The organism is Helicobacter rappini (genome assembly GCF_900198625.1).
In the GTDB taxonomy this organism is placed as follows: domain Bacteria; phylum Campylobacterota; class Campylobacteria; order Campylobacterales; family Helicobacteraceae; genus Helicobacter_A; species Helicobacter_A rappini.
On the sequence record NZ_FZPK01000038.1, the window covers coordinates 12,200 to 24,933 of the forward strand.

12 protein-coding genes are annotated in these 12,734 nt (G+C 35.5%); 4 read left to right on the forward strand and 8 right to left on the reverse strand.

The annotated features are described in order from the left end of the window. Positions 1 to 52: 52 nt before the first annotated feature. The 3 genes from C6H17_RS07835 to rpsU all read left to right on the forward strand — a co-directional run bounded on the left by C6H17_RS07835 (position 53) and on the right by rpsU (position 2,507). The gene (locus C6H17_RS07835) at positions 53 to 907 is read left to right on the forward strand and encodes an ATP phosphoribosyltransferase regulatory subunit (protein WP_005219950.1); all 855 of its coding nucleotides are present in this window, start codon (positions 53 to 55) and stop codon (positions 905 to 907) included. Continuing rightward, positions 907 to 2,169, forward strand: a complete 1,263-nt coding sequence (locus C6H17_RS07840; protein WP_005219949.1) for an adenylosuccinate synthase — start codon at positions 907 to 909, stop codon at positions 2,167 to 2,169. The genes C6H17_RS07835 and C6H17_RS07840 overlap by 1 nt, the downstream gene beginning before the upstream one ends. A 125-nt stretch (positions 2,170 to 2,294) precedes the next feature. Then, entirely contained in the window at positions 2,295 to 2,507 is a 213-nt protein-coding gene (gene rpsU / locus C6H17_RS07845; RefSeq protein ID WP_005219948.1) for a 30S ribosomal protein S21, read from the forward strand. A 1,062-nt stretch (positions 2,508 to 3,569) separates the two neighbouring features. On the opposite strand, the gene ftsH is transcribed toward rpsU, so the two are convergent. After that, on the reverse strand, positions 3,570 to 5,477 hold the full coding sequence (gene ftsH / locus C6H17_RS07850; protein ID WP_005219947.1) for an ATP-dependent zinc metalloprotease FtsH: 1,908 nt from the start codon (positions 5,475 to 5,477) through the stop codon (positions 3,570 to 3,572). Positions 5,478 to 5,515: 38 nt separating this feature from the next. Then, complete coding sequence (gene prmA, locus C6H17_RS07855) at positions 5,516 to 6,631, reverse strand: 50S ribosomal protein L11 methyltransferase (protein WP_020995784.1); 1,116 nt, start codon at positions 6,629 to 6,631, stop codon at positions 5,516 to 5,518. 140 nt (positions 6,632 to 6,771) lie between these two features. Here prmA and C6H17_RS07860 point away from each other — a divergent pair, with 140 nt between their 5' ends. Beyond that, on the forward strand, positions 6,772 to 7,824 hold the full coding sequence (locus C6H17_RS07860) for a dehypoxanthine futalosine cyclase (protein ID WP_004084196.1): 1,053 nt from the start codon (positions 6,772 to 6,774) through the stop codon (positions 7,822 to 7,824). A 153-nt stretch (positions 7,825 to 7,977) separates the two neighbouring features. On the opposite strand, the gene C6H17_RS07865 is transcribed toward C6H17_RS07860, so the two are convergent. From C6H17_RS07865 to C6H17_RS07890, 6 genes are all read right to left on the reverse strand, one after another. Continuing rightward, positions 7,978 to 8,757, reverse strand: a complete 780-nt coding sequence (locus tag C6H17_RS07865) for a TerB family tellurite resistance protein (RefSeq protein ID WP_005219945.1) — start codon at positions 8,755 to 8,757, stop codon at positions 7,978 to 7,980. Between the two features lie 23 nt (positions 8,758 to 8,780). After that, complete coding sequence (locus C6H17_RS07870) at positions 8,781 to 9,089, reverse strand: hypothetical protein (protein WP_005219943.1); 309 nt, start codon at positions 9,087 to 9,089, stop codon at positions 8,781 to 8,783. Positions 9,090 to 9,118: 29 nt separating this feature from the next. Beyond that, positions 9,119 to 10,030 (reverse strand): hypothetical protein, encoded by a 912-nt coding sequence (locus C6H17_RS07875; RefSeq protein ID WP_005219942.1) that lies wholly within the window; start codon positions 10,028 to 10,030, stop codon positions 9,119 to 9,121. A 12-nt stretch (positions 10,031 to 10,042) separates the two neighbouring features. After that, positions 10,043 to 10,816 carry a DUF5644 domain-containing protein gene (locus C6H17_RS07880; protein ID WP_040463173.1) on the reverse strand — a complete coding sequence of 258 codons (774 nt, stop codon included), beginning with the start codon at positions 10,814 to 10,816 and terminating at the stop codon, positions 10,043 to 10,045. Positions 10,817 to 11,188: 372 nt separating this feature from the next. Next, entirely contained in the window at positions 11,189 to 12,250 is a 1,062-nt protein-coding gene (gene mnmA / locus C6H17_RS07885; RefSeq protein WP_263363186.1) for a tRNA 2-thiouridine(34) synthase MnmA, read from the reverse strand. A gap of 102 nt (positions 12,251 to 12,352) precedes the next feature. Then, positions 12,353 to 12,730 carry a c-type cytochrome gene (locus C6H17_RS07890; protein ID WP_005219940.1) on the reverse strand — a complete coding sequence of 126 codons (378 nt, stop codon included), beginning with the start codon at positions 12,728 to 12,730 and terminating at the stop codon, positions 12,353 to 12,355. Positions 12,731 to 12,734: the final 4 nt, after the last annotated feature.

Below are 12,734 nucleotides of genomic sequence, written 5' to 3' on the forward strand. Positions count from 1 at the left end.
CTATAATTAAGGCTTTGTAATTGCGAGTTTGCTTAAAGATAAAAGGCGAAATATGATTTTAGAGCATGAGATTCCAGAAGGCAGTAAGCTTCATTTTGGGCTATCAGCAGCACTTAAAAGAAAGGTTGAGAATCTAAGTGTGAATCTTTTTTATAAGCATGGTTTTGAAGAGATTGTAAGCCCTACTTTTGTTTATCAAGAACACCAAAAAAGCTTTTTAAACAGAGATGTAATCCAGCTAAGCAGTGAGAAAAATCATCAAATAGCAATGCGGAATGATAGCACCATTGATGTCGTGCGGATTATCACAAAGCGGCTTGGTCGTAGCACTACGCAGAAAAAGTGGTTTTATATCCAGCCTGTGTTTAGCTATCCTACGATAGAGCATAATCAAATCGGAGTAGAATGCCTTGATGAGAGTGAATATCTAAAGATTCTAGAGCTTGGTATCTGTATCTTTAAAGAGCTAGGTATTAAGCCGCTTTTACAAATCACAAATGCAAGTATTGCAAAGCTTTGTGCGGAGAATACAGAGTTAGAGTATAAGGACTTTGCGACATTAAATATTGAGAGATTACAAAGTATTGGCTTCCTTGCAAAGCTTTTGCAAGTCAATGATGTAGCAAGCTTGAAAGAATTTCTAGCAATATGTCCTAGCTTCTTACGCATTGAGATAGAAAGGCTTTTAGAGCTATGTTCATCAAGCTATGAGAATCTTATATGCGCCCCGCTTTTGCCTGTGCCGGTTGAGTATTATGATGATTTATTTTTCCGCATGGTGCTTCAAAATTTCACATTTTTATCTGGAGGTATATCCTGCATTGATGAAGTAAAAAGCTGTGGTTTTGGAATCTATACAGATAATGTAGTGCATTATCTATTAAAGCAAAATAAAAAGGATATATAATGGCAGATGTTGTTGTCGGTGTGCAATGGGGCGATGAGGGTAAAGGCAAGGTTGTTGATAGATTCGCAAAAGATTATGACTATGTAGTAAGGTATCAAGGCGGACATAATGCGGGGCATACAATCGTAGTAAATGGTGTAAAATACGCCCTGCACTTAGTCCCAAGTGGTATCTTATATCCGCAATGTAAAAACATTATCGCTAATGGCGTAGTGATTGATTTAAATGCGTTATTACAAGAGTTAAAAGAGTTAAATAAGGCATTAAATCCACAAGCAAGTGATAATATAAGGCTTTTAGAAAATAGGCTTTTTATCTCACATAAAGCACATGTGATACTGCCCTATCATGTTATGCTTGATAACTTAGGCGAGAATAAACGCACAAAAACTATTGGCACAACGGGTAAAGGCATAGGACCTACTTATGCCGATAAAATCGCAAGGAATGGCATACAAATAGGCGATTTGCTTTGTGAAGAAAAGTTACGAGTAAAACTGCAAGCAAATTTTGAAAATCTAGCACATTTAAACCTTAACTTAGATTTAGAATCTTTAGTAAAAGAGCTATTAGACTATGCAAAAATCTTTGCTCCATTCATCACAGATACTACAAAATTGCTTTGGGATTCCATCAAACAGAATAAAAAAATCATGCTAGAAGGCGCACAAGGCAGTATGCTAGATATAGACCATGGTACATACCCATTTGTAACAAGCTCAAACACAAGCATTGCAGGCTGTCTCTCTGGCACAGGCTTAAACACAAGGGATATAGATGAGGTAATAGGCATCACAAAGGCGTATTGCACAAGAGTTGGCAATGGTGCTTTTCCAACGGAATTACTTGATGAAACAGGCAAGCTATTAAGAGAAAAGGGCTTTGAGTTTGGCACGACAACAGGCAGAGAGAGACGATGCGGCTGGCTTGACTTAGTAGCGATTAAATACGCTGTAAGGCTTAATGGTTGCACGAAACTTGCGTTGATGAAAATCGATGTGCTTGATGGCTTTTCATCAGTGAAAGTGTGCATTGGCTATGAATACAAGAGCGAAACTATTGATTATGTGCCTTATGACTTAGATGTAAAACCTATTTATAAAAGCTTTAAAGGTTGGGATAAAACAGCTGGATTAAGAGACTTTGATAGCTTACCTAAGGAAGCAAAGGAATATATCGCTTTTATAGAATCTTTTGTAGATTGCAAAGTAGGCTTTATCTCTACAAGCCCAGAGAGAGATGATTTGATTGTGTGTGAATAGTTTATAATTGTATAATAGTTGCATAAATAAATCGTTTTTAGCATAAAATCAAAAAATATTTATATTTATTAATAATTTTTTGATACAATCAAAGTTTTTAATCTTAAAAGAAAGTGGGTGATAACATGCCGGGAATTAAAGTAAAAGAAGTCGAAACTTTTGATGAAGCATACAGAAGATTCAAAAAACAAGCTGATAGAAATCTTATCGTAACAGAATGCCGCTCAAGAAGATTCTTTGAATCTGCAACAGAGCAACGCAAAAAACGCAAAATCAACGCTAAGAAAAAAATGTTAAAGCGACTTTATATGTTAAGACGCTATGAATCTCGTCTGTAATGGACCTTGAGATAATTTTTAGCTAACTTCTTATATATTTGGGATGTGGTTTTGTTACCATTGCAAGATTTCTTCCCCTAGTTTTTCTCTAGATTCTAGGCTGGGATTTGTGCATCTCAAATACTCTCTTTGTAGATTCTGTATTTATATTGCCTTTCATTTCTTACATGCACCAATAGTTGTGGCATAAACTGATAATATTGTTTTATGGCGCGAAGATTCGGTTGCAACTCCATTTAGTGCATAGTGCAGTGTCTCATAATATTGCATTCGTATTTATTTTATTGCAAACAAATATAACATTTTACATAATCTTATCAAGGCATTCTCTGCCTTATGTTTGAGTTATATGCAGCTTAAACTATAATTAATCTACTTTTACAACTTTTATCTCTTGTTCTGTTTTGTAAATCCAAATCACATATCATTTAGAAAATGATATTGTAGAAATTCCAAAGTTTTTACATGACTTGGGACTTCCAGTGGAGTTTCGAGTAAAATGGACTGATTTGCGTTTTGGCTATTATGATTTTGTTTTGTTTGTAAGATTTTTATAATTGTTGGCAACTAATATATAGCTATGTGTCTATAGGCTACACCAATATATCTTCCGCATTTTAAAACAAGTAGGAATAAGAATCTGCGATTTCTAGGTTTCGCAAAAGCCTTTCTTTTTTGCATCATGGAATAAATATTGCAAAAATGGGAATCTAAATCCCCTGCTAAATTTAATCAAAGAATTATGTATAGTAAATGTATTAAATGTTAAACAAAAATAAGTAAAAACAGAAAAATAAAGTTAGCCCATTTTACCTATTACCCACAAAAACACTATATAGCATGTTTAATAATATGCTTCTCCTGATATTGGGGTATTTGTCTGCTTACCTTTTATTCTACTTGGGCTTGATGGAGATATAGATTCTGTAAAAAATACACGCAATTCTGAAAAACGGGGGAGAGGGTCTCATAACCCCTATATTAAGTTTATCTAATATGACGCAACAAAAATCGTAGTGACAATTTATACCCATGTCGCAAAAACACTTTTACAATATTTTATTAATGCTCCTCAATTGGCACAAGTCGGCTTTCCATATTTTGTTCTGTTTCATAAGCAGCAATTATTTCTCGCACCCTCTCGCCCTCAATCACTTCTTTTTCAAGTAGCTCTTGTGCCATAGTCTCAATAGCACCGCGATAATCGCGTAAAGTTTGTTTGACATGTGTGTAATGCTCTTCTAGCTTTGTTTGGATAAAGGTATCCATTTTTTGTGCGGTTTCGTTGCTATATTCTCTTGAGTTACCACCGCCACCGCCAAGGAATCTATTTCTAGCAGTAAAGTCTTCAAGCACCATAAGCCCAGAAACATCAGTCATACCATAATATACCGCCATGTTTTTAAGAATGCCTGTCGCACGGCGTAAATCATCAGAAGCACCATTTGATATTTCTTCTAAAAAGACTTCTTCAGCGCCCCTACCACCAAGCAATACATCAATGGTTGCTAACATTTCATGCTTTTGTTCTAAATGGCGATTTTCTTCAGGTGTGTGTAGCGTATAGCCCAACGCACCCATGCCACGCGGGATAATAGAGACTTTATTTACCCTATGTGCCCCTTTTGTAACCTCACCCATTAAAGCATGTCCGCTTTCATGATAAGCGACTATCTTTTTCTCTTTTGGTGAAAGTCTGCGGGATTTCTTCTCTAAGCCTATCATAGTTCGTTCCATCGCTTCTTTGAAATGCTTTTGTGAGACTTCTTTTTTATTCTCTCTACCTGCAAGTAATGCTGCTTCATTAATAATATTTGCCAAATCAGCACCTGCTAAACCAGCTGTAAATTTCGCGATTTCATTTAAATCCACATCTCTACTTAATTTCACACCTTTAATATGCACTTTTAGAATCTCAATACGCCCTTTAAAGTCCGGTGCATCAACTAATACTTGTCTATCAAATCTGCCCGGTCTAAGAAGTGCTGGATCAAGAATCTCAGGTCTATTTGTAGCAGCCAAAACAATAACAGGTGCATTACTACCAAATCCATCCATTTCTGCTAAAAGCTGATTTAGTGTCTGCTCTCTTTCATCATTTCCACCGACAACAGAACCAGCAGCACGGCTTTTTCCTATCGCATCAATCTCATCGATAAAGATAATACTTGGGGCTTCCTTTTTTGCCTTTTCAAATAAATCACGCACACGACTTGCACCAAGCCCCACAAACATTTCAATAAAGCTACTACCACTCATTGAGAAAAAGGGGACATTCGCTTCCCCTGCGACAGCCTTTGCAAGTAAGGTTTTACCAGTCCCCGGAGGTCCTACAAGCAATACACCCTTTGGAATCTTCGCACCAACCGCTGCATATCTATCAGGGTATTTTAAGAAATCCACGACTTCTACAACCTCTTCTTTTGCTTCCTTGTTACCTGCCATATCATCAAATCGCACATTTGGTCGTTCTGCATTAATCAGCTTATTTGCATTGCCTAACCCAAACATACCGCCACCCATATTGCGTTGTATGCGACTTGTTAAAAGCATCCAAAGTCCTATGAAAATAAACATAGGGAGTAGCCAACCGATTAAATCTGTAAAAAAGTTTTGCTCACTAAATCCGCTATAGCTTACCTTATGTTCGTCTAAAAGCGGCACAAGCGTTGTATCTTGCACTTTTTTTGTTGTGTAATAGATAGTGGGATTGATAGTTTTACTCACACCTTTTACCATCGTTTGACCGATAGATACACTCTGAATCTGCCCGCTTTTAATAAGCTGCTTAAACTCTGAATATTCAATCGTTTGGCTAATGCTATTGCCACCTAATCTACCAAAAATACTAGAATCATCAGTAGAAAAAGACTTATATAAAATGATTGATACAATTCCAAGAATAATAAAAATAAAAACAGGATTTTTTGATATTGGCGGTTTGCCATTGTTTGAATCATTATTTGCCATTTTTTCCTCTTTTAAAAATACAAAATTACGCAATTATATTATTTTTTTATAAACTTGAAACATAACCATTCATCAATTTGCTTTTTTTCTAGTAGGGTTAGCTCTTTAAAACTTTCAAGTATTTTTGCTTCATGCTCTTGTAAAATGCCAGATAAAATCAAGATTCCATCTTGTTTGAGATAAAATATTAAATCTTTTTTAAGCAGTAAAAGCACAGAGCTAACAATATTTGCACATATTACATCATAGCTTTTTGGCACTTCAAATTGCTTTAAACTCTGTAAGCTACCCTGCCATACTTCTTTGTATGAAAGGTTGTTTGTCGCAAAGTTTTTCTTACTTTGATTGCAAGCTTCTATGTCTGTATCACACGCATATATATTTGCATGCAGTTTTGCGGCAACAAGGGATAAAATGCCACTGCCACAACCTACATCAAGTATATTTTTATCTCTTAACTCCATCTCGCTAAGCAAGTCAATACACATAGCTGTTGTCGCATGGTGTCCGCTCCCAAAGCTAAGTGATGGGTCAATGATTAGATTCTCATAATCCCTATTTTCTTCATGCCAACTTGGGCGGATATAGAATCTAGCGCATATAACAGGTTTTATACTTTGCTTGTATTCTGTAATCCAGTCTTTATTTTGACATAAGAAAATATTTGCATTGATTGTAATTTGTGGAATCTTGGGGGTATATTTTGGGCTATTTTTACAAAAAAGTAAATGCTTTGTTTTTGCTCTTTTTAGTTTTTTATTTGCATGGGCTATAAGTTTCTTATTAAGAAAATCGCCTTTTTTCTCTTTTAAATTCCTTTGGGCTAGTATCTCTTTGGCTATAAAAGGCGTGTAAGAAGATTGTTTAAAATCATAATGGCATGAATGCAGATTCTGTGTTTCTCTCTGTGTTTTCATGATCTTTTTAGATGAAATAAGTGGTAGGCTATAAAGCATTATCTCATCTGTGTTTATATCAAAACTTTTTGCTATCTCTTGTATTTTTATATGTATTTCTTGCAAAATAGATTCTATCTCACTTTGAGATTTATCTGTCCGCCAGATAAGCTTTTGTCCTTTAGAATCTAGTGATAGCATATTACTATCAAGCTGTTTTCCTTTTATTGTGTATGGCAATAGCTGATTATCATTCATTGGAATCCTTTTTCTAGTCTTTAAAATGGGTAGTCAATGCGAAATTATAACAAAACAAAGCATGGATATAAATTTACACTACAAAGCAAAAACCTATAAAAATACATTATAATTACGCAATTTATACAAGCGAGAACACAATGACAAATAAGCGTTATACAGATTCTGAAATATTAGATCTCATGCAAAATGCTTCTCTCAAAGAGTTAGGCAAAATGGCGTATGAAACTAAGAAGGCATTACACCCTGATAATATCACTTCATTTATCGTAGATAGGAATATTAACTATACAAATATTTGCTGGGTGGATTGTAAATTTTGTGCGTTTAAGAGAAAGTTGGGGCAAGAGGGGGAATATATCTTAAGCTTTGATGAGATAGATTCTAAGATTGATGAGCTTTTAGCTATTGGTGGCACACAGATTCTATTTCAAGGTGGGGTGCATCCTAAGCTAAAGATTGATTATTATGAGAATCTTGTAAAACACATTGCTGAAAAATATCCAAGCATTACGATACATGGATTTTCGGCGATTGAGATTAACTATATCGCAAAAATCTCAAAGCTAACAATACATGAAGTTTTAGTGCGTTTGCAAAAGGCTGGACTCTCTTCAATCCCGGGTGCTGGGGCAGAAATCCTTAGTGATTCTGTGCGTGATATTATCGCTCCTAAAAAACTTAGTGCTGATGAGTGGATCATGGTGCATAGAGAAGCACATAAAATTGATATGAAAACTACTGCTACAATGATGTTTGGGAGTATCGAAAAAGATGAAGATATTATAGAGCATTGGCGTAGAGTAAGGGATTTACAAGATGAGTTTGGTGGCTTTAGAGCGTTTATCTTATGGAGTTTTCAACCTTTAAATACGCCGCTTAGTGCTGAGTTTCCGCATTTACAAAAGGCGAGTTCAAATAGGTATTTGCGACTTTTAGCATGTAGCAGATTATACCTTGATAATATTGCAAATATCCAAAGCAGCTGGGTAACGCAAGGAAGTCATATAGGGCAGTTAGCCCTTTTATTTGGTGCAAATGATCTAGGTAGCACTATGATGGAAGAAAATGTCGTCTCATCAGCTGGGGCATGCTACTCTATGAGTAAAAATGAGATGATTAAGCTTATACAAGATATTGGCGAAATCCCTGCTAAACGAAACACAGCGTATGAAATGCTTGAGGTTTATTGAGTAATTGATTCTGAGATGTTTGATAGGCATTAGAATCTAAATTCTCAATACCTTGTATAAGTGAGCGCAGGGATTCTTGTGTATTTTAAAAGAGTTTGGATTCTACACCTTTATGGGTGGGTGCAGGGTTAAGGGTGCATTTTAGATTTAAAATCAATCCACCTCTTTTAACAGAACTGCATAAGCTTCAGAAATCTTTCGTAAATCCTGCCCGCCGCTTTCATTATATGGTTTGCCTAGATTTTTTGGATCAATTACATTTTGCCTTTTTTGTTTGAAAAAGTCGTTGTATTTAGAATCCAGCTCTTCTTTTGTGAAGCCATCATTAAGCCCAAAAAGATTCATTGCCTCTTCTTTTGTAAGCGGCACATACTCTTCATTCAAGGCTTTAAAGCTATCATACAGATGATTAAAGTCAGCGTTGTCGATCTCTAAAATCGCAGCAACATTGATGATAGAATCTTCTTCTTCTTGTGAGAAATTCCCATCAGCATAAGCTAATGCAAACATAAACTCCACTATTTTTACTCTCTTTTTATACTGCCCAATTGTCTCGCTTGCAAAGAGTTCTGCTAACTCTTGTATATCATCATTTCTAGATTCCTTATAGATTTCTAAATACAACTCACTTGGCTGGTCAGAATCTTTTGCCATATCATCAATAATGCCCTTTACAAGTCTCTCTTCTAACATACAGCTCTTGTCATCAGCAAAGCTTAATCGCCCTAAAATACTCACAATAATGCCATATTCTGTGCGTTTTAGTTTTTCTTTTGGGCTAAGTATTGGACGCTCTTCTACATAGTCTTGCTGTCTTTGCGGCTGCAAAGTATCTCTATCTGTTGGGACGATTGGATTGCTAAGATAGCCTTGAAAGGTCTTATAAAGGTAGAATATAATCCCCGCAGCGATTAAAAATAATACTAATTCCATTTGGTTTCCTTATATGAAAATATCTAGAGTTTTAACTTCTTTTTTAACTCTTGCTTACGCATTTCTTCAGCTTCAAGTGCTTGTTTTTTGAGTAGCTTTTTCTCTTCATTTTGTTTTTCTGCTAGAATGCGTTTTTTCTCCCTTGCCTCTTGAATCTTATGGCGATATTCATCTCTTTCTTTTGGGTCTTGATAGCTAATTGGCTTGATAAATGAAGCAAGTAATATCATAGCTGCTAGAATCCCAGCAATTGGTGCTTGTTCCGGTCCATTTAAATGATACCATGCCATGCCGACAAAACAAGCAAAAAAAATCTTTAAAATGACTGCCATACTCTTAAAAATCTCCGCAATAAATAGTGCTATGAAGCATTTTTGGAAGCCTTATTGTGCTGCATAAAATCTGGATTTATTTTGTGTGTTTCAAACCCTGCTTCATCTGCCTTACCAAAGCAAACTAGCAATATCTGTGCCATATTGAGACTTGCTATGCTGATAGGATCTCTCTTGCAATATTTCGTGCATAAATCCTGCTTATTATCAAACATATCAAAGGTAGAATCTGCAAATACACATAAGAAATCCACCCCTAAATCAATCCCTTCATACAAAAGATCCCCGCTTTTTTGATACGCCTTTTCAGAATCAATATGTGCTAAATGTGTGAAGGATTGCAGGCTAAAGGGCTTACTAAGATAGGTTAAACCCAGAATCTTGCATAACTTTTCTATATGTTTATACTCGCCCTGCATATTACAATCTGCATGCCTGCTACCATAAAAGGCACAAGAGCTAAAGCCTTTTGTGGTATTATTCGGTGAGATATGCGGTAAATTTCTCTCATTTTTACCAAAGCTATATTTTATAGACTGCTCTATCTCTGTCATATAGTTAGCAAGTATTGCTGGAAAATAGGCAATGTGATTCTGTAATATATCTATATCAAGGATAATGCTTTGACTTTGCAATTCAGCTATAACAAAATCCCTTAAAGACTGATTATTTCGTAACAAATCAAGTGTAAAAATGAGATTGGCATAAGAATCTTCTTCTAAGGCTAATAGCTTTTTCTCTTCAAGACTAGCAAGGGCGATATTATACACATTTGCGAATATAAACTGCTCTAATGCACCTATTCTGCCAAAATATCCGCCATGTGCCTTAAAGCTTTTATTAGCATCCAGCGTTGTATAAGGTATATTTAAGTGCTTTAAAACCTGCTGTGTCGCAATGCTAAATGGGCTATTTTTTAAGCAATCATATATGAGATACATAAAGATCCTTTATTAATATGTATTAGCATGTAAAATGCTTTGAATAAATGGCGTAAAACTCTCTGCGGCGTTGTAATCGGCTATGCGATTTTTACATGTAAATTGATATTGTGAGTTAATGTAAGATCCAAACCCTAGCCATTCTTTATCCTTACATGTAGGTGAAATCAAAGCACTTTGTAAAGATTCTATCTGCGTATCTATCGCCCTATTATGCGGTAGCATAAAATTTGCAGTGCTAACATGCCAGAAAATGCCACTCTCCCTGCAAGAAATAAAACGCAATAACTTCTCTTTATACAATGGATAACGCAAACACAGCCATTTAATATACAATAAAAAGCCATCGCCACAATATGAGTCATCATAAGTTGGCACGATAAAGTTTATAAGTAGGTATTTTTTTAACTCTTCTCTATCACTTGGTGCGATAAAATCCATTGCATAAAAAAAGTCATTATACCTTGCAAACGCCTTGTCCAAATCAAGCAACAAATCCTTCTTTGCATATCGCTTGTTTAAAGGCTCAATCTCTAAACAACAACCAAGCTTTTCTACAATCTCTTTTACCCCAAGATTCCCAAACACTGCATAACCATTGATCCTGCAATGTATAAATTGCAGATCTATACCAAACTCTTGATACCCAAAGTTTTTAGAATCTACCGCTTGAAAAATGTCTTTTAGCGTATCGTTTGCCTTATAATGCACCTCTTGTCTTACAAAGCCGTTTTGAAAATCTATGCGTGAATCAAATGAAAATATGCTTAAATACAGTTTGCCCATATAATTCCTTTATCTTGCCCTTATCTTGTGTGCTGATAAAACCCATTTATAATACCAAAACAATACTTAGTGATAAAGGTAGAATCTTACCTTTATTTCTTATCTTTTTCAAGCAAAACATTTAAAGTTTTTAAACTTTAAGGCAGAGTTGCGAAAATATTACCATGAATCAAGCCTTCATTCTAAAAGCCCTGTTCTCTGTCCCTACCAAGACTTCAACCCCAAATCCTACCACAACAACCCATCATATATGATTGAAAAGAATTTCATCATAGAATCTAAACATAACTGCTTATTGCAATGGAAACAATTCAAAACACACAAGCTTTTATTTTCTTCTCCGTGATATTTTACACAATGCTAGAATCTAGCCTATATAATCACACCGCCACCAAGCACAATATCATCTTTATAAATCACTAAAGCCTGTCCTTTTGCTACGCCATATACAGGCTCTTTTAATGTCGCTATGATTTTATCATCTTGTATAGTAATAGTCGCATTGCTTGGTGTGCTACGATAACGCACTTTTGCTTTATATTCACCATTTATAAACTCATTTGGCAGGGATTTATTGAGTGCGGTTACACAAAAAGTCTCTAACTCTTCTTTTTTGCCAACAACGATTTCATTATCTTTTGGATTAATCTTTAGCACAAAATGCGGCTCATGCGCGCCCTTGACACTAAAACCTTTTCGTTTTCCAATAGTGTATTGCATGTAGCCCTTATGTTCGCCAACGATGTTTCCCTGCGTATCACGCACAACACCTTTGTTTTCCACGCTGACATGCTTCTTTAAAATATCAATATAATCTGTCTCAACAAAGCAAATCTCTTGCGACTCTTTATAAGATTCTAAATCTCCAAGTATTGGCAAAGCCGCAAACGCCTTAGGTTTTACCTCTTCTTTTAGCATATCGCCAAGCGGGAAAATAAGGCGATTAATCGCATCTTGACTAATGGCGTATAAAAAGTAGCTTTGATCCTTGCTCTTATCCCTTGCCTCTTGTATCCGCTTTATGCCATCTATGCTTATAATGCGTGCATAATGCCCCGTTGCGATATACTCACAGCCATAGCCAAGTGCCGCATTTAAGGCTAGTCCAAATTTCATTAGTGGATTACATAACGCACAAGGATTAGGCGTCTCACCGCGTTTATAAGATTCTATAAACTCATTATAAACGGCTTTTTTAAACTCTTCTTTTGCTTCTATAATCTTAAATTCTAAGCCCAAAAACTCACATACTTTCTCGCAGTTTCTAATAAAAACTGCATGTTTTTCTTCTTTATCATGAAGTTTGAGATAGATTCCCAAAACTTCATAGCCTTGCTGTTGCAATAAATAGGCAGAATATGAACTATCGACACCACCACTCATTAATAATGCAACTTTTTTCTTATTTTGTTCCATAAAATATAACCTTAATATAATTTAGTGTAAGAAATGTATTCTATCGTATAAAATTGAATAGCATGTAATGCAATGGGTTTAGATTCTGACAATATTAGAATTTACACCCATTCAAATCAATTACTCATGCGTTCTAATGTATTTATATAGCACATGGATTTCAGAATCTGTTAAGTAGTATTTTGGCATAACCGCATGTGTTTTACGCAAGGCTTCTGTAAATCTTTGCAAGTCAAGTCCTGTAATATCTGGTGCTTCAATCTCTATTTCTTTACCCCTATGCGTGTAGCTTACAAGCTGTTTGCCCTTGCCATATTCGCCATGACATTTTTTACAGCTAATGCCTCGTGGTTCTTGATACAGATATTTGCCATACTCTTCTTCTGTCATAAATTGCTCATTTATTATAGAATCTTTTGTATCAGCTTCTTGATCGAAAGCATATATATATTGAAAACACACAATACATAGCATAAAAGCACAACAATATCTTATCATTTCT

Bases quoted from the DNA above. Each gene is read 5' to 3' on its own strand.
- C6H17_RS07840 (WP_005219949.1), top strand. From the start codon at position 907: ATGGCAGATGTTGTTGTCGGTGTGCAATGGGGCGATGAGGGTAAAGGC.
- ftsH (WP_005219947.1), bottom strand. From the start codon at position 5,477: ATGGCAAATAATGATTCAAACAATGGCAAACCGCCAATATCAAAAAAT.
- C6H17_RS07865 (WP_005219945.1), bottom strand. From the start codon at position 8,757: ATGGAATTAGTATTATTTTTAATCGCTGCGGGGATTATATTCTACCTT.
- prmA (WP_020995784.1), bottom strand. From the start codon at position 6,631: ATGAATGATAATCAGCTATTGCCATACACAATAAAAGGAAAACAGCTT.
- rpsU (WP_005219948.1), top strand. From the start codon at position 2,295: ATGCCGGGAATTAAAGTAAAAGAAGTCGAAACTTTTGATGAAGCATAC.
- C6H17_RS07860 (WP_004084196.1), top strand. From the start codon at position 6,772: ATGACAAATAAGCGTTATACAGATTCTGAAATATTAGATCTCATGCAA.
- C6H17_RS07875 (WP_005219942.1), bottom strand. From the start codon at position 10,030: ATGTATCTCATATATGATTGCTTAAAAAATAGCCCATTTAGCATTGCG.
- C6H17_RS07880 (WP_040463173.1), bottom strand. From the start codon at position 10,816: ATGGGCAAACTGTATTTAAGCATATTTTCATTTGATTCACGCATAGAT.
- C6H17_RS07870 (WP_005219943.1), bottom strand. From the start codon at position 9,089: ATGGCAGTCATTTTAAAGATTTTTTTTGCTTGTTTTGTCGGCATGGCA.
- C6H17_RS07890 (WP_005219940.1), bottom strand. From the start codon at position 12,730: ATGATAAGATATTGTTGTGCTTTTATGCTATGTATTGTGTGTTTTCAA.
- C6H17_RS07835 (WP_005219950.1), top strand. From the start codon at position 53: ATGATTTTAGAGCATGAGATTCCAGAAGGCAGTAAGCTTCATTTTGGG.